Source organism: Streptomyces sp. NPDC032822 (genome assembly GCF_055578825.1).
In genome coordinates this window covers 409,044-426,077 of record NZ_JBVIOL010000006.1, presented here as the reverse complement: position 1 = coordinate 426,077, position 17,034 = coordinate 409,044, and the positions used below count along the sequence as shown (strand labels likewise).

Below are 17,034 nucleotides of genomic sequence, written 5' to 3'. Positions count from 1 at the left end.
TACGGTGTACTCAATTAAGGGAAGAAGGAGAAGGAAGAGGGAGAAGGGGGACCCATGAGCGACGGATACGCGGTGCGGGCGGAGGCCCTGGAGAAGCGCTACGGCGAGAAACGCGCGCTCGACGGCTTCGACCTGGCCGTCCGTGAGGGCACCGTCCACGGTCTGCTGGGGCCGAACGGCGCGGGCAAGACCACCGCCGTCCGCATCCTGTCCACGCTGCTGCGGATGGACGGCGGGCACGCGACGGTGGCCGGACTCGACGTGGCCCGCCGGCCGCGCGAGGTGCGCGCCCGGATCGGGCTCACCGGGCAGTACGCGGCGGTGGACGAGGTGCTCACCGGCCGGCAGAACCTGGAGATGTTCGGCCGGCTGTTCCATCTGGGCGGAAAGCGGGCCAGGACGAGGGCCGTCGAGCTGCTGGAACAGTTCGACCTGGCCGACGCCGGTGACAAGGGTGTCGGCGCCTACAGCGGCGGCATGCGGCGCCGCCTCGACCTCGCCGCGTCGATGATCCTCACGCCGGCCGTCCTGTTCCTCGACGAGCCGACGACCGGCCTCGACCCGCGCGGCCGGGGCGAAGTCTGGGACTCCGTCCGGGCGTTGGTGGTGAGCGGTACGACCGTGCTGCTGACCACGCAGTATCTGGAGGAGGCCGACAAGCTGGCCTCCCGCATCACCGTCATCGACCACGGCCGGGCCATCGCCGACGACACCCCGGACGGACTGAAGAACCGGATCGGCGGCGACCGGATCGAGGTCGTGGTCGCCGAACGGGCGGAGATCGCGCGGGTGGTCAAGGTCGTCGCCCGGGTCTGCGACGGCGAACCCGAGGCGGACGAGGAGGGGTTGCGGGTGCACGCCTCCGTGACCGACCGGGTGTCGGCGCTGACCGAGGTGGCCCGGACGCTCCAGGACGAGGGCGTCCGCGTCGAGGACATCGGGCTGCGCAGGCCGAGCCTCGACGACGTGTTCCTGAGCCTGACCGGTCACCGTACGGACGCGGGCACGGGCATGGGTGCCGGCGCCGGCTCGGGCACCGACGTATCGGGAACGAAGGAGGCAGCCGTATGAGCGCCGTCGATCTGACCGGCCGGGACGGCTCGACCAACCAGGACAGCCGTGGCCGGGTGTACTGGGCCCTCGCGGACTGCTGGAACATCGTCCGCCGCGGGCTCACCCACTACCAGCGCCAACCGGTCAACATCGCCTGGCAGTTGGGCTTCCCGATCCTCTCCGTCCTGCTCTACGGCTATGTCTTCGGCAGCGCCATGCGGGTACCCGGCGGCGGGGACTACAAGGACTTCCTGATGCCCGGGATGTTCGTGATGACGATGGCGTTCGGCTTCATCAACACCGCCACCGTCGTGGTCTACGACTCCACCAGGGGAGTCATCGACCGCTTCCGCTCCATGCCGATGGCCTCGTCCGCCGTGGTCGCCGGACGCGGGGTGACCGATCTGCTGGTCGCCTGCGCGGAGTTGGGGATCATGATGGCCACCGCGTTCGCCATGGGCTGGCGGCCGGACGGAGGTTGGGGCTTCCTCGCCGCCTTCGGGCTGCTGTTGTGGCTGCGGTTCGCGCTGATCTGGATCGGCGTGTGGCTCGGGCTGCTGGTGCCCAACCCGGAGGCGGCGGGCGGGCTGTTCGCGGTCGCCTTCCCGCTCACCATGATCTCCAGCATCTTCGTCGCGCCCCAGCTGATGCCCGACTGGCTGGGCCATGTCGCCGCCTGGAACCCGATCTCCTCCACGGCCGCGGCCACCCGCGAACTCTTCGGGACGCCGGTCGGGGGCGGGGGCTCCTGGGTGGAGCAGCACGCACTGCTGATGGCCGGGGTGTGGCCGGTGGTGCTCACGGCGATCTTCCTGCCGCTGGCGGTACGGAGGTTCCGCAAACTGAGCCGGTGACGGCCGCTCCGCGAGAGGGCCGGCCTCCGTGAGCGGGAGGCCGGCCCGCGGAGTCGGTCACCGGCCTACGGGAGTCGGCCCCGCGCCTACGGGGGTCGGCCGCCGTACAAGTGACGTCGGCTCTATTGACGTGTCCATGTGACGTGTCTTCCATGGGGGGTGCGGGGATGGGAGCGCTCCCATCCGTTCCGGGCCCGCGCCTCCCGAGAGGAAGCAGCGAATGTTCCGCAGCTTGCGAAGAGCGCTGTGCGCGGTGGCGGCCGCGATCCTGTTACCGCTGGGGGCCGCCGCACAGACGGCCCACGCGGCGGAGCCCGGCGCCGGCTACTGGCACACCAACGGCCGCCAGCTCCTCGACGCGGCCGGCCAGCCGGTCCGGGTCGCCGGCATCAACTGGTTCGGCTTCGAGACCGCCAACTACGCACCCCACGGCCTCTGGTCCCGCGACTACAAGAGCATGATCGACCAGATGAAGTCGCTCGGCTACAACACCATCCGCATCCCGTTCAGCGACGACATCTTCAAGAGCTCCACCGTCCCCAACAGCATCGACTTCTCCGGCGGCAAGAACGCCGACCTGCAAGGACTCGGCTCCCTCGGCATCCTCGACAAGATCGTCGCGCACGCCGGCCGGGACGGCCTGAAGGTCATCCTCGACCGGCACCGGCCGGACGCGGCGGGCCAGTCGGCGCTCTGGTACACGGCGGCGGTCCCGGAGTCGACGTGGATCGCGAATCTGAAGGCGCTGGCGACCCGCTACCAGGGCCAGGACACCGTCATCGGCATCGACCTGCACAACGAGCCCCATGACCCGGCCTGTTGGGGCTGCGGCGACACCGCGACGGACTGGCGGCTGGCCGCCCAGCGGGCCGGCAACGCGGTGCTCTCCGTCAACCCGAACCTGCTGATCTTCGTCGAGGGCGTGCAGACCTTCAACGGCGTCTCCGGCTGGTGGGGCGGCAACCTGATGGGTGTCGCGCAGTACCCGGTCCAACTCTCGGTGGCGAACCGGGTCGTGTACTCCGCCCATGACTACGCCACCAGCGTGGCCCAGCAGAGCTGGTTCAGCGACCCGGCCTTCCCCGCCAACATGCCGGGGATCTGGGACAAGTACTGGGGCTACATCTTCAAGCAGAACATCGCGCCGGTGTGGGTCGGCGAGTTCGGTACGACACTGACGTCGACGGTCGACCAGAAATGGCTGGCGGCCCTGGTGACGTACCTGCGCTCGACCTCCACGTACGGCGCCGACTCCTTCCACTGGACCTTCTGGTCCTGGAACCCCAACTCCGGTGACACCGGCGGGATCCTCAAGGACGACTGGCAGACGGTGGACACGGTGAAGGACGGCTATCTGGCGAGCGTCAAGGCGCCGGGGTTCCCGGCGGGCGGAGGCGGTCCGACCGATCCCACCGACCCCGGGGGAGGCACGGCCGCCTGCACCGCCGCGTACGCCGTCAGCAGCGACTGGGGCGGCGGCTTCAACGCCGAGGTGAAGGTCACCAACTCGGGGACCACCGCCCTCAAGTCCTGGAAGGTGACCTGGACCTGGCCCGGCTCCCAGAAGGTCACGTCGATGTGGAACGCGTCGTACACCCAGGGCGGCCCGACCGTGACCGCCACCAACGCCGCGCACAACGGGACGGTCGCGGTGGGAGGTTCGGCGAGCTTCGGCTTCGGGGGCGCACCCGGGGGCGGAGGTGCGCCGACGGTGAGCTGCACGGCGACATGAGACGAAGGGCGCCCCGCGGTACTTCGCGGGGCGCCCTTGTCGTCGTACCGAAAAGGTCAGAGCTTCTCGATCACGTAGTCGATGCACTTCGTCAGCGCCTCGACGTCCGCCGGGTCGATGGCCGGGAACATGGCGACGCGGAGCTGGTTGCGGCCGAGCTTGCGGTAGGGCTCGGTGTCGACGATGCCGTTGGCGCGCAGGACCTTGGCGACCGCGGCGGCGTCGATCTCGTCGGCGAAGTCGATGGTGCCGATGACCTGGGAGCGCTTGGTGGCGTCCGTGACGAACGGGGTCGCGTACTTGCTCTCCTCCGCCCAGCTGTAGAGGCGGGTCGAGGAGTCCTTCGTACGGCCCGTGGAGAAGGCGAGGCCGCCCTGGCCGTTGATCCACTCCAGCTGGTCGCCGAGGAGGAACAGGGTGGCGAGGGCCGGGGTGTTGTACGTCTGGTTCTTGCGGGAGTTGTCGATCGCCGTGGGGAGGCTGAAGAACTCCGGGATGTGGCGGCCGGACGCGTGGACGCGCTCGGCGCGCTCGATCGCGGCCGGGGAGAACACGCCGATCCACAGGCCGCCGTCGGAGGCGAAGGACTTCTGCGGGGCGAAGTAGTAGACGTCCGTCTCGGCGATGTCGACCGGGAGGCCGCCGGCGCCGGAGGTGGCGTCCACGAGGACGAGCGAGCCCGCGTCGGCACCGGCCACGCGCTGGACGGGCGCGGCGACACCGGTGGACGTCTCGTTGTGGGTGAAGGCGTACGCGTCGACGCCCGCCTCGGCGACCGGGTCCGGGTGGGTGCCGGGGTCGCTCGTGATCACGGTGGGCTCGGCCAGCCAGGGCGCGAGCTTCGCGGCCTTCGCGAACTTCGACGAGAACTCACCGAACGTGAGGTGCTGCGACCTGTTCTCGATCAGGCCGTGCGTCGCCACGTCCCAGAAGGCGGTGGAGCCGCCGTTGCCGAGGACCACCTCGTAGCCCTCGGGGAGCTGGAACAGGTCGGAGATGCCCTCGCGCACCTTGCCGACCAGGTTCTTGACCGGGGCCTGGCGGTGGGAGGTACCGAGGAGGGAGGTCCCGGTGGCGGCCAGGGCGTCCAGCGCCTCCACCCGCACCTTGGAGGGGCCCGCGCCGAATCGACCGTCGGCGGGCTTGATGTCAGCAGGAATCTGGATCTCAGCCACGAGCCGGAGCCTATCCCCCCGGCGAAATCACGCGGAAACGTGTCCGTTCGATGAGACGACTTCTCCGGCCCGTGGACTTGTCGAGAGCTACGAGGTCAGCTCAGCCGCACCGGCAGCTCGGCCAGGTCGTTCTGCGTCACCACCGGCTTGTTGCGCAGTTCGCCCGGCGGAACCGCCAGGTCGAGGTCCGGGAACCGCTCGTACAGGGCCGGAAGGGCCACCGCCGCCTCCAGACGGGACAGGGCCGCGCCGGGGCAGACATGCGGGCCGTGGCCGAAGGAGACGTGCCGGTTCCGCGTCTCGCGCGTGATGTCGAAGTCGCCGGCCGTCGGACCGTGGGCCTGCTCGTCGCGGCCGATCGCGGCGTACGACACGATCAGGGCGTCACCCGCGGGGAGGACCCTGTCGCCCACCTCGACGTCCTCCGTCGCGAACCGGATCAGGACGTGCGAGGTGGGGGTGGAGTGGCGCAGGGTCTCCTCGACCACCGAGGACCAGTCGGCCTCCCCGGACAGGACCAGCGCCCGCTGGTCGGGGTGGGCGGACAGGTTGACCACCGCGTTGACGATGAGCGAGATCGTCGTCTCGTGGCCCGCCGCGACCATCAGCTGCAACGTGGAGACGATCTCCTCGTCGGTGAGGTGGTCGCCGTTCTCGGAGGCCAGGATCAGGGCCGAGGTGAGGTCGTCGCCGGGCTCCGCGCGCTTGGCGGCGACCGTCTGGGCCATGATGCCCGCGAGTTCGGTGAGGGTGGCGATGACCTCCGCGGGCGGGGTCTGCGTCGAGAAGAACTTCTCGAAGAGCTCCTTGAGGCGGGGGAGCTTCGACTCGTCGATGCCCATGAGGTCCGCGATGACGTACATGGGCAGGGGGTAGGCGAAGACCGACTTCAGGTCCACGACCTCGCCCTCGGCGGCGTCGAGGTTGTCGAGCAGCCCCTGCGTCAGCTTGGTGATCCGGTCCCGCATCTGCTCCACCCGGCGCGGGGTCAGCGCCTGGGCGACCAGCGTGCGCATCCGGCGATGGTCGGCGCCGTCCACGGTGAGCATCGACCGGCCGGGGTTGGCGAGCCCGATCAGCGGCCAGTCCGGGGGGATCTCGCCGCGCTGCCAGGCACCCCAGACGTTGATGTCCTTCACCAGTCTGGGGTCCGTCAGCAACTGTTTCGCCTCGGCGTGGTGCGTGACCGCCCAGACGGGGACGCCGCCGGGGAGTTCCACCGCGGCCAGCGGGCCGGCCGCGCGGAGCCTGGCGCTCTCGCCGTCCAGGTCGCCCACGAACGGGTCGAGGACGATACGGGTCTCTTCTGTGCCGGTCGTCATAGGGAGGTGCCTCCAAGAGCAGGGGTCGGAGTGAACCGCACGGGCAGCTCGGTCAGTCCTCGCAGCCAAGGCGAGGGCCGACGCGTCAGGGACTCGGCCGGGACGGCCAGGTCGATGTCCGGCAGGCGGTCCAGTACGACCTCGATGCCCGTTCGCGCGATGACCTCGGCGACCTCCTGCGCGGGGAACGGGCAGCGGTGCTCGCCGTGACCGAAGGAGAAGTGCGCGCTGTTGCCGCCGGTGAGCGCGGAGCCGTGGGTGCGGACCTGGGGGTCGGAGTTGGCGCCCTGCAGGCCGAGCAGCAGCAGGTCGCCGGCGCGGACGCGGCGGCCACCGAGCTGGGTGTCCCGGGAGGCCCAGCGGCCGGCCACGTTCTGTGTGGGGGTGTCCTCCCACAGCACCTCGTTCATGGCGTCGGCGACGCTGTTGCGGCCACCGAACAGGGAGGCCGCGAACCGGTCGTCGGTCAGCATCAGGCGCAACGAGTTGCCGATCCAGTCGGCGGTGGGCTGGTGGCCCGCCGCCATCATCACCATCAGGTCCTGGGCGATCTCCAGTTCACTGAAGCCGGACGGGTCGACGAGCATCCTGGAGACCACGTCGTCCGAGGGGTGTGCCCTCCGGTCGGCCAGCAACTGCCCCATGGACGTGGCCAGATGGGTCTGGCCGGCGATGGCCCGGTCCCGCCCGTCGATCATGTCGTTCAGCGCGGTCACCAGACCCGGACCCTGCTCGTCCGGGAAGCCGTACAGGCGGGCCAGGACCCGCACGGGCAGCAGCACGGCGTAGTCCGCGACGAGGTCCGCCTCGCCCTTGGCGCACATCGCGTCGATCAGTTCGTCGGCGAACTTCTCGGCGTACCCGCGCAGTTCGGCGGGGTCGACGGCCTCCAGCGCACCGCTGATCATCGCGGCGCGCTCGCGGTGGCGTTCGCCGACCGTGTAGAGGATCGACGGCTGCTTGCGGCCGATCATCGGCAGCAGCGGCCAGTCGTCGGGCACCCGGTCCCACTGGTTCCACAGCTCGGAGTCCCGGCTGAACAGCACCGGATCGCTGGTGACCTGGTGCAGTTCGCGGTAGCCGAGCACCAGCCAGGCCGGTATGTCGCCGTCGAGCACGACCGGAGTGACGGCACCGTGCTCGCGCCGCATCTCCCGGTACAGCTCGGCCGGTTCGGTCTGGAACCGGGGTCCGCTGAGCGGGACGGGGGCGGTCACAGGGTCAACTCCTCGGGGACGGGCGGGACGGGGGTGGCGTACCGGCTCTTGACGTGCTCGGCCAGCGCGATCAGGACCTGCTTGCCGGACGCGCGGGACCGGGCGTCGCAGTCGAGCAGCGGGACGTGCGGGTCCAGGTCGAGGGCCTCGCGGATCTGCCGGGGGGCGTAGGCCGGGCCGCCGAAGTCGTTGCAGGCCACGATGAACGGGGTGCCGTGGTGTTCGAGGCGGTCGATGGCGTACCAGGAGTCGCCGATACGGCGGGTGTCGACGAGGACGACCGCGCCCAGCGTTCCGGAGAAGAGCCGGTCCCACAGGAACCAGAAGCGTTCCTGGCCCGGCGCGCCGAACAGGTACAGCACGTTGCGGGCGTCGAGCGTGATGCGGCCGAAGTCGAAGGCGACCGTGGTCGCCTTCTTGTCGCGCACCTCGCTGATGTCGTCGACGGCCTCGCCGGCCCGGGTCATCGTCTCCTCGGTGTTGAGGGGGCGTATCTCGCTGACCGAGCGGACCAGGGTGGTCTTGCCGACGCCGAAACCGCCGACGATCACGATCTTCAGGCCGTTGTCGGCGGAGGCGCTCAGCGGGGTGCGCGCGGCAGCGGTTTCAGAGGTTGCGGAGTGCAACGAGCACCTGCTCCAGGACGTCGGGATCGGGGACGGCTGCTCTCCGGGGGTGCCTGGCGCTGACGCGGCCCGCCGCGAGGAGGTCGGAGAGCAGGATCTTGGTGATACCCACCGGCAGCTTCAGCACGGCGGCCAACTCCACTACCGCTGTGGGAAGTTGCGTCATCCGGAGGATCGCCGCGTGCTCCGACTGCAGACCGGGCACCGCATCGCACTCGGCGACCACCAGGGTCACCAGGTCGAAGGGGCTGTCCGGTGCGGCGTGGGCGCGCCCTCCGGTGAGGGTGTAGAGGCGGTCGGGCGAGTCGTCCCTGCCGGGCCGGCTCATGACGTACGGGGTTCCGCGCGCAGGTGCTCGCCGAGCTGCTCCACGAGTTCGCTCATGTTGTGGCCGACCAGCCCGGCGTCCGCGTCTTCGGCGGTCACCACGGCCAGGTGCGCGCCCTCGCCCGCCTCGACGATGAACAACACCCCGCCGTAGAACTCGGTCATCGCCGACCGCACGCCTCCGCTGCCGTCCCCGAACTCCACGGAGGCGCCGTGCGACAGCGACTGGATTCCGGCGGCGATCGCGGCGAGCTGGTCTGCTTGGTCGACGGTGAGCTCCGGCGTCCGACACAGCTTCAGGCCGTCCCGGGACAGCACGAGCGCGTGCCGCGCACCCGGGGTGCGCTCCAGGAGACCCTCGATGAGCCAGGTGAGCTTTTCGGCGGCGGTGGTCGTGCCGGTCATGACGTGGGGTCGCCTTCTGGGTGCGGGTGGGATGCGGGAGTTGCCGGTTCGTCCGGTGCCGAGCCGCGTACGGCCTGGCGGAAACTGTTGAAGCGGGTGGCACGGACCAGGGCGTCCTCGGCGGGGACGGGGGCGGCGGGGCGCGGCTCGGTGCCGGACGAACCGGCGGCACGTGCGCGTGTGAGTTCGCGTTCCCGCTCGGCCTCCGCGAGGGCGCGGCCCCGACGGCGCTTGGGCAGGCCCTCGGGGAGGGAGTCGGCGCCCTGGTCCGGGCTCTCGTGCCGCGGGACCGGATCAGGGTCCTTCGCGACGAGGCCGGTGCCTGGGCCGGTGCCGTTCGACGCCGGTGGCCGCTCGGCGGACTGCCCCGGCAGGACGGGCAGGTCCTGGGGAAGGGGGCGCCGATCGTAGGGGTGGGCGACGAGGATGTCCTGCGGGACGAGCACCAGGACGCCGGTGCCGCCGCGCGCGGAGGGCCGGTAGGACACCTTGAGGCCGTACTTGCGGGCCAGCCGGCCGACGACCGCGAGGCCGAGCCGGGTGCCGGTGAGGCCGCCGAACTCGTCGGTGTCGCCGGACATGGCGCGTTCGGCGCGGCGCAGCTGGACCTCGCCCATGACCAGGCCGCTGTCCTCGACGGACACGATGATGCCGGCGGGCACTTCCTCGACGTACACGTGGACCTCGGCGGTCGGCGGCGAGAAGTTGGCCGCGTTGTCGAGGAGTTCGGCGAGCGCGTGCATCACGCCCTCGGCGGCGTGCCCGGCGACGGCGGCTTCGCTGGCCGAGTGCACCCGCACCCGTTGGTAGCCGCCGATACGGCCCATCGCGCCGCGCAGGATCGACTCCATGGCGATGGGGCGGGCCCAGCGGCGGCCGGAGCGGGCGCCCGCGAGGACGGCGACGGAGTCGGCGAGCCGGCCCGCCTGCGCGGTGCGGTGGTCGAGGTGCAGGAGGTCGGCGAGCACGTCCTCGTCCTCGTGCCGTTCCTCCATGGCACGCAGGTCGGCGAGCATGCCGGTGGCCAGGGCCTGCATCCGGCCCGCCGCGTTGGCGGTCGCCGAGACGGCGGCGGAACGGTCGTGGTCGGCCCGGCGGGCCCGCTCGGCCAGGCGGGCGTTCTCGGCGGTGAGCCGGTCGCGCTCCTGGGCGATCTCGTCCGTGAGGCGGTCGCGCTCCTCGGCGAAGGACGCGATGAGCCGGGCGCGTTCCCGGCCGAGTTCCACGGTCAGCCGGGACTGTGCGTGCGACAGCTCCTCGGTCAGGCGCAGACGCTCCTCGTCGAACTCCGCGCGCTGCCGGGTCAGGTCCTGCAGCAGGCGGCCGGCGTCGAGGTTGACGGCCTCCAGCCTGCGACGGGTGATCCGGGTGGTCTGTGCGGCGTGCGTGGCCATGGCGACGGCCACGGTCAGCAGCAGGGCGCCCGCTGCCGCGCCGTACGCGAGCGGGACGCGTACCGAGCCGGGTGCCAGGGCGACCGCGCCGCCGACCGCGCAGGCGGCCAGGACCGCGGTGAGCAGCGGGGCGGGCGCGAGGGTGCGGAAGGTGGGGCGTTCGCCGGCAAGGCTGGAGACGGTCATCAATCGGGTCCTCGGTAGGGGGCCTCGGTCGTCCTTGATCGAAGGTCCGCTGTCGTCATTGACCCGTTTTTCTGGTCGAGAAGCGACACCTGGTGCTCAACAGGCGGTCACTATAGGGGAGTTCGTGAACGGATTGGAAAGGTTTCCGGCCGCGTTCACAGGTTCCTGTCGAGAACCCGGAGAAGCCGGTGCGGAGGGTGATGCGGACGGCACATGGACGGGGGAGTCGTCACTGTCCGTGCCCGGATGCATCCTGGACACATGACAGATCTTGAGTCGGCGCTGCGCGAGGCCGTCCGGGGAGAGGTCGGATTCGACGTCACCTCCCGGGCGCTGGTGACCATGGACGCGTCCAACTACCGGCGGGTCCCCCTGGGGATCGTGGCGCCGCGGGACGCCGACGACGTGGCGGCCGTACTGGAGGTCTGCCGGGCGCACGGCGTGCCGGTCGTGGCGCGGGGCGGCGGGACGTCGATCGCCGGGCAGGCGACCGGCACCGGCGTGGTCCTGGACTTCACCCGGCACATGAACCGGCTGCTGTCCCTGGACCCGGAGGCGGCGACGGCCGTGGTCCAGCCCGGGCTGGTGCTCGACCGCCTCCAGGAGGCCGCCGCCCCGCACGGTCTGCGCTTCGGCCCCGACCCCTCCACGCACAGCCGTTGCACGCTCGGCGGGATGATCGGCAACAACTCGTGCGGCTCGCACTCGGTGGCCTGGGGGACGACCGCGGACGGGGTGCGGGAGCTGTCGGTGGTCACGTCCGGCGGGGCGCGGCTGCGGCTCGGGCAGGGCTGGCAGGGCGCACCCGAGGGCCTGCGGGCCCTGGTGGAGGGAGAGCTGTCCCGGCTCCGCACCGGCTTCCCCGAACTGCCGCGCCGGATCTCCGGCTACGCCCTGGACGCGCTGCTGCCCGAGCGGGGCGCGGACGTCGCCCGTTCCTTCTGCGGCTCGGAGGGCACGCTGGGTGTCCTGACAGAGGCGACCCTGCGGCTGGTCCGGGCGCCCCGCGCGCGGGCGCTGGCCGTGCTGGCGTACCCGGACGAGAACGCGGCGGCGGAGGCGGCGGCGGGCCTGCTGCCGTACGGGCCGTTGACGGTCGAGGGCATGGCGGCCGACCTCGTCCGCTCCACCGCCGAACTGCCCCGGGGCGCGGCCTGGCTGTTCGTGGAGACCGGCGGCGAGACGGCGGCGGAGGCACGCGCGCGTGCCGAGGAGATCGTGCGGGCGGCGGACGTCGTCGACGCGCTGGTGGTGACCGACCCGGCCGGGCAGCGCGCGCTGTGGCGGATCCGGGAGGACGCGAGCGGCACGGCGACCAGGATGCCGGACGGGTCGGAGGCCTGGCCCGGATGGGAGGACTGCGCGGTACCGCCGGCCCGACTGGGCGCGTACCTGCGGGACTTCAGGGGACTGCTGGGAGAACACGGGCTGCGCGGCACGCCGTACGGCCACTTCGGGGACGGCTGCATCCACGTCCGTATCGACTTCGACCTGCTCACCGAGGCGGGGGTCGCCCGCTTCCGGAGCTTCTCGGAGGACCTGGCCGACCTGGTCGTGGCCCACGGCGGTTCGCTGTCCGGGGAGCACGGGGACGGGCAGGCGCGGGCGGAACTGCTGCCGCGGATGTACGGCGAGGAGCTGGTGGGGCTCTTCGAGCGGGCGAAGGGGATCTGGGACCCGGACGATCTGCTCAACCCGGGGATGCTGGTCCGCCCGGCGCCGCTCGACACCAACCTCCGCTTCTCCGTGCTCCCGCGCGAGCCGGTCGACGTGGCCTTCGGCTACCCGGCCGACGGCGGGGACTTCTCGGCGGCGGTACGGAGGTGTGTCGGGGTGGCCAAGTGCCGTACGACAACGGCCTCGGGGTCCGCCGTGATGTGCCCGTCCTTCCGGGCGACCGGCGAGGAGGAGCACTCCACCCGCGGGCGGGCCCGGCTGCTGCACGAGATGCTCGCGGGCGAGGCGGGCGGCCTGGTCACCGACGGGTGGAGGTCGACGGAGGTACGGGACGCGCTCGACCTGTGCCTGTCCTGCAAGGGCTGCCGCTCCGACTGCCCGGTCGAGGTCGACATGGCCACGTACAAGGCGGAGTTCCTCCACCACCACTACGCGGGGCGACGCCGTCCGGCGGCCCACTACAGCATGGGCCGGCTGCCGGTGTGGCTGCGCTGGACGGCGAGGATGCGGGCGGCGGCGGTCGCCAACGCACTCGCCTCGCTCCGGCCGTTCGCGTGGGCGGCGAAGCGGCTGGGCGGGATCGCGCCCGAGCGGGAGATCCCGCGACTGGCGACACAGACGTTCAGCCGGTGGTGGGCGAGGAGGCGGCCGTCCCCCTCCGGGAGCGGCGAGTTGGTGATGCTGTGGCCCGACACCTTCACCGAACACCTCTCCCCGTCCGTGGGTCGGGCGGCCGTCCGCGTCCTGGAGGCGGCGGGCCTGCGGGTGGCACTCCCGCCGACGCTCCGACCGCGGGGGCGGCGGATCGGTGACGGCACGTCGGCGGCCCCGAACCCCCTCGCGGTGCTCCGGGGCCGTGGCGCGGTCTGCTGCGGCCTGACCTACGTCTCCACCGGCCAACTCGACCGCGCCCGGGCGGTGCTGCGCCGCACCCTCGACCTCATGGAACCCGTCCTGGAGACGGACACCCCGGTCGTCGTCCTGGAGCCCAGCTGCGCCGCCGCCCTCCGCACCGACCTCCCCGAACTCCTCCACGACGACCCCCGCGCCGCCCGCCTGGCCTCCCGCGTCCTCACCTTCGCCGAGACCCTGGAACGCCTCGCCCCCGACTGGACCCCACCCCGCCTCGACCGCCCGGCCACCGGCCAGACCCACTGCCACCAACACGCGGTCCTCGACGACGCCCCCGACCGCCGCCTCCGCCTGGCCGCGGGCCTCACCGGCGAGTTGGCGGGCGGCTGCTGCGGTCTCGCGGGCAACTTCGGCTTCGAGAAAGGCCACTTCGAGGTGTCGACGGCGTGCGCGGAACAGCAACTGCTGCCGGCGGTACGGGCAGCGGCGGGCGCCGACCCGGTGATCCTGGCCGACGGGTTCTCCTGCCGCACGCAACTGGAGCAGATGGCGGGGGTGCGGGGGCGGCACCTGGCGGAGGTGTTGGCGGAAGGGCTGGTGGGGCAGCGGTCGGCAGGAGAGGCTGTGGAGGAACCGTGACCGCCAGGGCTCTGCCCGGGCGGTCACGGTTCTGCGTCCCTTCCGAGCTTCTTCCGATGCCTGCCCCGAGTTCCTTCCGGACTCCCTTCGACTGCTGGAGGCCTTCGCCATGCACCCCACCACCCGCCGTCTGTTCCTCGGAGGCGTCACCGCGGGCGCCGTCGTGGCCACCGCGGGGACCGCCTCCGCGCAGCCGCTCGCGGCGGCCCCCGCCCCCGCCCACCTGGGATGGCACGACGTGCGCGCCTACGGGGCGAAGGGCGACGGCACCACCGACGACACCACCGCCATCCAGGACGCGCTGGACGCGTGCGAGCCCGGCAACACCGTGTACCTGCCGGTGGGGCAGTACCGCACCAGCGAGCCGCTGAAGGTGCCGCCCTACGTGACGCTGCACGGATCCCACGGTTCCGGCGAGAACGAGTGGGACGTGCCCGACCCCGTCTTCGGGCTGAAGCCGCTGCCCGGCTTCACCGGGGACGCCGTCGTGCTGGTTCTCGACCGGCAGCGGGGCGGGTACGGCAGACGGGCGGTCGAGGTACGGATCTTCTCCCTGACCATCGACGGCAGCGCACTGCCCAAGGACGGGGCGGAGATCGACGGCATCCGGGCGGTCGGCCAGGTGCAGCACCTCCAACTGCGTGACGTGCAGGTCCGCAAGGTCACCGGCATCGGCATCAACACCACCTTCAACGACGCGGTCACCCAGGGCCCCCAGGCGCCGTTCTGCCTGCACTTCGACCGGGTCTCCGTGCAGTGGACCGGCAGCTTCGGCATAGCCCTGAACAACACCACCGACTCGGTCTTCAACGACGTGTACGCGCTGGGCTGCAACGGCACCGGCTGGTGGGTCGCCGGCGCCGGCAACTCCACGTTCACCGGCTGCCGTGCCGAGTGGTCCGGCGGTGAGGGCTTCCTGATGCACGGCTGGCAGGGCGTCATCCAGTTCACCGGCTGCTCCACCGACCGCAGCATGTTCAACGGCATCAAGGTCGAGTCCAAGGACGCCAAGGGGATCCTCCAGCTCACCGGCTGCCGCCTCGACCGCGACGGCCGCAACGCCGGCAACGGCGGGGGCGGGTACGCCGGGCTGAAGGTCGAGGGAGCGGCGTGCAGGGTTCTCGCCGACGGCCTCATCGTCATCGCGGGCAACGACGACAACGGCACCAGCAAGGCGTCGCCCGCCCGCGGGGTGTCCGTGACCGGATCCGCGTACACGGTCGTCAACTCGGGCTTCCTCGACGGCGTCGAGATCGACTGGCACGACGGCGGCGGCAACACCGTCCTCCGCAAGGGCGCACTCGTCTGAACCACCGACCAGGGACAGTTGTATAAGGGGGTTGCACACCTGTCGGAGTCCATTACCCTGGACTCCGACGTACAGTGAGATGAACGAACCCCGAGCCGCCCGGAAGGCACCGTGACCACCCCCAGCGCAGCCGCCACCCCCGCCGCCCCGACCTCGGCCGGCGGCGCCCCCACGCCGTCCGGCCCGGCCGGAGCGCCGGGTTCTCCGGGCACCCCGGTTGCTCCGGGAGCGTCGGGTCGCCGTGGCTCTCTCGGCCCCGTGGGTCTGGTGCTCGCGGGGGGCGTCTCGGTGCAGTTCGGTGGTGCCCTCGCCGTGACCCTGATGCCGAGGGCGGGCGCGCTCGGCGTGGTGAGCCTGCGGCTGCTGGCGGCGGCGCTGGTGCTGATGCTGATCTGCCGGCCCCGGCTGCGCGGCCACTCGCGCGCGGACTGGGGCACGGTCGTCGTCTTCGGCCTCACGATGGCCGCGATGAACGGCCTCTTCTACCAGGCCGTCGACCGCATCCCGCTGGGCCTCGCCGTCACCCTGGAGGTGCTCGGCCCGCTGGCCCTCTCGGTGCTCGCCTCCCGTCGCGCGGTCAACCTGGTCTGGGCGGGCCTCGCCCTCGTCGGCGTCTTCCTCCTCGGAGGCGGGGGCTTCGGCGGCGGAGACTCCGGCGGTGAGGGCTTCAGCGACCTCGACCCCATAGGTGTGGCCTTCGCCCTGGGCGCGGGAGCCATGTGGGCGGCCTACATACTCTTCAGCGCCCGTACGGGGCGCCGCTTCCCCCAGGCCGACGGGCTCGCGTTGGCCATGGCGGTCGCGGCCCTGGTGTTCCTGCCTTCTCGGCATCGCCGAGTCCGGCACCAGGCTCCTCGACCCGACCGTCATCGCCCTGGGCTCGGCGGTCGCCGTCCTCTCCTCCGTACTGCCCTACACCCTCGAACTCCTCGCCCTCCGCCGCCTTCCCGCCTCCACCTTCGCCGTCCTCATGAGCCTGGAGCCGGGTGTCGCCGCCGTCGCGGGCTTCCTCGTCCTCGATCAGGCCCTGTCCGCGACCCAGGCGATGGCCATCACGCTCGTGATCGTGGCGAGCATGGGAGCGGTCCGGACGCAGGTGGGACGGGGCAAGGCGACCACCCCCTGAGCCGCCGCCCTCGGGTGTGCGGAGCGCGGGAGGGCCGGGTCCACGTCCCGATCCGGGAACCGCCGTTCGGCCGCCGCGGCGAGACCGGCCGCCGCCCGGGAAGCGCGTCCGGTGGCGACGGGGGCGAGGACCACGACGGCGACCGGAGGGGCCGGCCCGACACGGTGCCGAAGGCCGACCTGCCCACGACCACTCCCGCGTGACTGCTCCGACGACCCGGTATCGAGGTCTCCCGGAGTCGCCCGGGAGCACTCGGCCGGCGGTACCGGGACGCTGTGAACATCCGGGCGCCGTCGGCGCCGATCAGCCCGTGGGCTTCTCCCACACCGAGACGTGTGTCCCGCTGTCGCCCGTGAACGGTCGCCGGGTCCAGTCCTCCCAGCGGTCCCGCAGCCGCATCCCGGCCAGCCGGGCCATCAGGTCGAGTTCCGCCGGCCAGACGTAGCGGAACGGGATGGAGCGGAACGAGCCGCGGCCGTCCTGGACCCTGACGTGGTGGGAGCTCATCGCCTGGGTGGCGAGGTCGTAGGTGTCGAAGCCGAGCCGGTCCGTGCCCACGTGGAAGGGGACGACGGTCTGCCCGGGCGGGAGCTTGCGCAGTTCGGGGACCATGACCTCGACGACGAAGCGCCCACCGGGCCGGAGCTGGGCCGCGGCGTTGCGGAAGCAGTCCACCTGGGCGTCCTGCGTCGTCAGGTTCATGATCGTGTTGAAGACCAGGTAGGCGACCGAGAAGTCGCCGCCGGGCGCGCGTGCCGTCGCGAAGTCCCCGATCGTCACGCCGACGGCCTCGCCGCCGGGCTTGGCCCGCAGCCGCTCCGCCATCGCTCGGGACAGCTCGATGCCCCGCACCTCGACCCCACGCCGCGCCAACGGCAGCGCGATACGTCCGGTGCCGATACCGAACTCCAGGGCCCGCCCGTCACCGGCCAGCTCGGCCAGCGTGTCGACGGCCGGATCCACCACGTCCGCCGCGAACATCTCCGCCGACGACTCGTCGTACGTCGCCGCCACGGACTCCCCGAAGTAACCGTCCTCGTCGACCATCGGCCGACCGTACTGCGGTCCGAGGCCGGGGCGCGCGCCAATTTCCGGGAGCGGTGGCCCGCCAATTAATGCAAGCACGCTTGCTTGTTTTCG

Annotated in this window: 13 protein-coding genes and 1 pseudogene; 6 read left to right on the top strand and 8 right to left on the bottom strand. The window is 71.9% G+C overall.

The features are described 5' to 3' along the window. The first annotated feature begins 54 nt into the window (after positions 1 to 54). The 3 genes from ACZ5VD_RS19975 (at position 55) to ACZ5VD_RS19965 (ending at position 3,639) form a co-directional block, all read left to right on the top strand. Positions 55 to 1,071: an ATP-binding cassette domain-containing protein gene (locus ACZ5VD_RS19975; protein ID WP_468682824.1), complete on the top strand. Its 1,017-nt coding sequence runs from the start codon at positions 55 to 57 to the stop codon at positions 1,069 to 1,071. Then, on the top strand, positions 1,068 to 1,907 hold the full coding sequence (locus tag ACZ5VD_RS19970) for an ABC transporter permease (protein ID WP_468549125.1): 840 nt from the start codon (positions 1,068 to 1,070) through the stop codon (positions 1,905 to 1,907). Before ACZ5VD_RS19975 ends, ACZ5VD_RS19970 begins: the two co-directional genes overlap by 4 nt. A gap of 220 nt (positions 1,908 to 2,127) precedes the next feature. Beyond that, positions 2,128 to 3,639, top strand: a complete 1,512-nt coding sequence (locus ACZ5VD_RS19965) for a cellulase family glycosylhydrolase (RefSeq protein ID WP_468682823.1) — start codon at positions 2,128 to 2,130, stop codon at positions 3,637 to 3,639. 56 nt (positions 3,640 to 3,695) lie between these two features. On the opposite strand, the gene serC is transcribed toward ACZ5VD_RS19965, so the two are convergent. From serC to ACZ5VD_RS19930, 7 genes are all read right to left on the bottom strand, one after another. Continuing rightward, a complete protein-coding gene (serC, locus tag ACZ5VD_RS19960) occupies positions 3,696 to 4,814 on the bottom strand; it encodes a phosphoserine transaminase (protein ID WP_468549123.1) in 1,119 nt (372 codons plus the stop codon). 95 nt (positions 4,815 to 4,909) lie between these two features. Beyond that, positions 4,910 to 6,136: a cytochrome P450 family protein gene (locus ACZ5VD_RS19955; protein WP_468549122.1), complete on the bottom strand. Its 1,227-nt coding sequence runs from the start codon at positions 6,134 to 6,136 to the stop codon at positions 4,910 to 4,912. Next, on the bottom strand, positions 6,133 to 7,353 hold the full coding sequence (locus ACZ5VD_RS19950) for a cytochrome P450 (RefSeq protein ID WP_468549121.1): 1,221 nt from the start codon (positions 7,351 to 7,353) through the stop codon (positions 6,133 to 6,135). Before ACZ5VD_RS19950 ends, ACZ5VD_RS19955 begins: the two co-directional genes overlap by 4 nt. Then, positions 7,350 to 7,979 carry a GTP-binding protein gene (locus tag ACZ5VD_RS19945; RefSeq protein ID WP_468549120.1) on the bottom strand — a complete coding sequence of 210 codons (630 nt, stop codon included), beginning with the start codon at positions 7,977 to 7,979 and terminating at the stop codon, positions 7,350 to 7,352. Before ACZ5VD_RS19945 ends, ACZ5VD_RS19950 begins: the two co-directional genes overlap by 4 nt. Then, positions 7,960 to 8,307, bottom strand: coding sequence for a DUF742 domain-containing protein (locus ACZ5VD_RS19940; RefSeq protein ID WP_468549119.1), 348 nt, complete (start codon positions 8,305 to 8,307; stop codon positions 7,960 to 7,962). Before ACZ5VD_RS19940 ends, ACZ5VD_RS19945 begins: the two co-directional genes overlap by 20 nt. Beyond that, positions 8,304 to 8,711 carry a roadblock/LC7 domain-containing protein gene (locus tag ACZ5VD_RS19935; RefSeq protein WP_468549118.1) on the bottom strand — a complete coding sequence of 136 codons (408 nt, stop codon included), beginning with the start codon at positions 8,709 to 8,711 and terminating at the stop codon, positions 8,304 to 8,306. The genes ACZ5VD_RS19940 and ACZ5VD_RS19935 overlap by 4 nt, the downstream gene beginning before the upstream one ends. Further along, complete coding sequence (locus ACZ5VD_RS19930) at positions 8,708 to 10,291, bottom strand: sensor histidine kinase (protein ID WP_468549117.1); 1,584 nt, start codon at positions 10,289 to 10,291, stop codon at positions 8,708 to 8,710. The genes ACZ5VD_RS19935 and ACZ5VD_RS19930 overlap by 4 nt, the downstream gene beginning before the upstream one ends. Positions 10,292 to 10,552: 261 nt before the next feature. Here ACZ5VD_RS19930 and ACZ5VD_RS19925 point away from each other — a divergent pair, with 261 nt between their 5' ends. The 3 genes and pseudogenes from ACZ5VD_RS19925 (at position 10,553) to ACZ5VD_RS19915 (ending at position 15,894) form a co-directional block, all read left to right on the top strand. Beyond that, a complete protein-coding gene (locus ACZ5VD_RS19925; RefSeq protein WP_468682822.1) occupies positions 10,553 to 13,459 on the top strand; it encodes an FAD-binding and (Fe-S)-binding domain-containing protein in 2,907 nt (968 codons plus the stop codon). A 109-nt stretch (positions 13,460 to 13,568) separates the two neighbouring features. After that, positions 13,569 to 14,768 carry a glycosyl hydrolase family 28-related protein gene (locus ACZ5VD_RS19920; protein ID WP_468549115.1) on the top strand — a complete coding sequence of 400 codons (1,200 nt, stop codon included), beginning with the start codon at positions 13,569 to 13,571 and terminating at the stop codon, positions 14,766 to 14,768. A gap of 111 nt (positions 14,769 to 14,879) precedes the next feature. Continuing rightward, positions 14,880 to 15,894, top strand: a pseudogene (locus tag ACZ5VD_RS19915) (EamA family transporter). A gap of 303 nt (positions 15,895 to 16,197) precedes the next feature. Here the strand turns inward: ACZ5VD_RS19915 and ACZ5VD_RS19910 are convergent. Further along, positions 16,198 to 16,941, bottom strand: coding sequence for a class I SAM-dependent DNA methyltransferase (locus tag ACZ5VD_RS19910; protein ID WP_468549113.1), 744 nt, complete (start codon positions 16,939 to 16,941; stop codon positions 16,198 to 16,200). Between the last annotated feature and the right edge of the window lie 93 nt (positions 16,942 to 17,034).

Bases quoted from the DNA above. Each gene is read 5' to 3' on its own strand.
- ACZ5VD_RS19975 (WP_468682824.1), top strand. From the start codon at position 55: ATGAGCGACGGATACGCGGTGCGGGCGGAGGCCCTGGAGAAGCGCTAC.
- ACZ5VD_RS19970 (WP_468549125.1), top strand. From the start codon at position 1,068: ATGAGCGCCGTCGATCTGACCGGCCGGGACGGCTCGACCAACCAGGAC.
- ACZ5VD_RS19965 (WP_468682823.1), top strand. From the start codon at position 2,128: ATGTTCCGCAGCTTGCGAAGAGCGCTGTGCGCGGTGGCGGCCGCGATC.
- ACZ5VD_RS19955 (WP_468549122.1), bottom strand. From the start codon at position 6,136: ATGACGACCGGCACAGAAGAGACCCGTATCGTCCTCGACCCGTTCGTG.
- ACZ5VD_RS19940 (WP_468549119.1), bottom strand. From the start codon at position 8,307: ATGAGCCGGCCCGGCAGGGACGACTCGCCCGACCGCCTCTACACCCTC.
- ACZ5VD_RS19935 (WP_468549118.1), bottom strand. From the start codon at position 8,711: ATGACCGGCACGACCACCGCCGCCGAAAAGCTCACCTGGCTCATCGAG.
- ACZ5VD_RS19930 (WP_468549117.1), bottom strand. From the start codon at position 10,291: ATGACCGTCTCCAGCCTTGCCGGCGAACGCCCCACCTTCCGCACCCTC.
- ACZ5VD_RS19925 (WP_468682822.1), top strand. From the start codon at position 10,553: ATGACAGATCTTGAGTCGGCGCTGCGCGAGGCCGTCCGGGGAGAGGTC.
- ACZ5VD_RS19920 (WP_468549115.1), top strand. From the start codon at position 13,569: ATGCACCCCACCACCCGCCGTCTGTTCCTCGGAGGCGTCACCGCGGGC.
- ACZ5VD_RS19910 (WP_468549113.1), bottom strand. From the start codon at position 16,941: ATGGTCGACGAGGACGGTTACTTCGGGGAGTCCGTGGCGGCGACGTAC.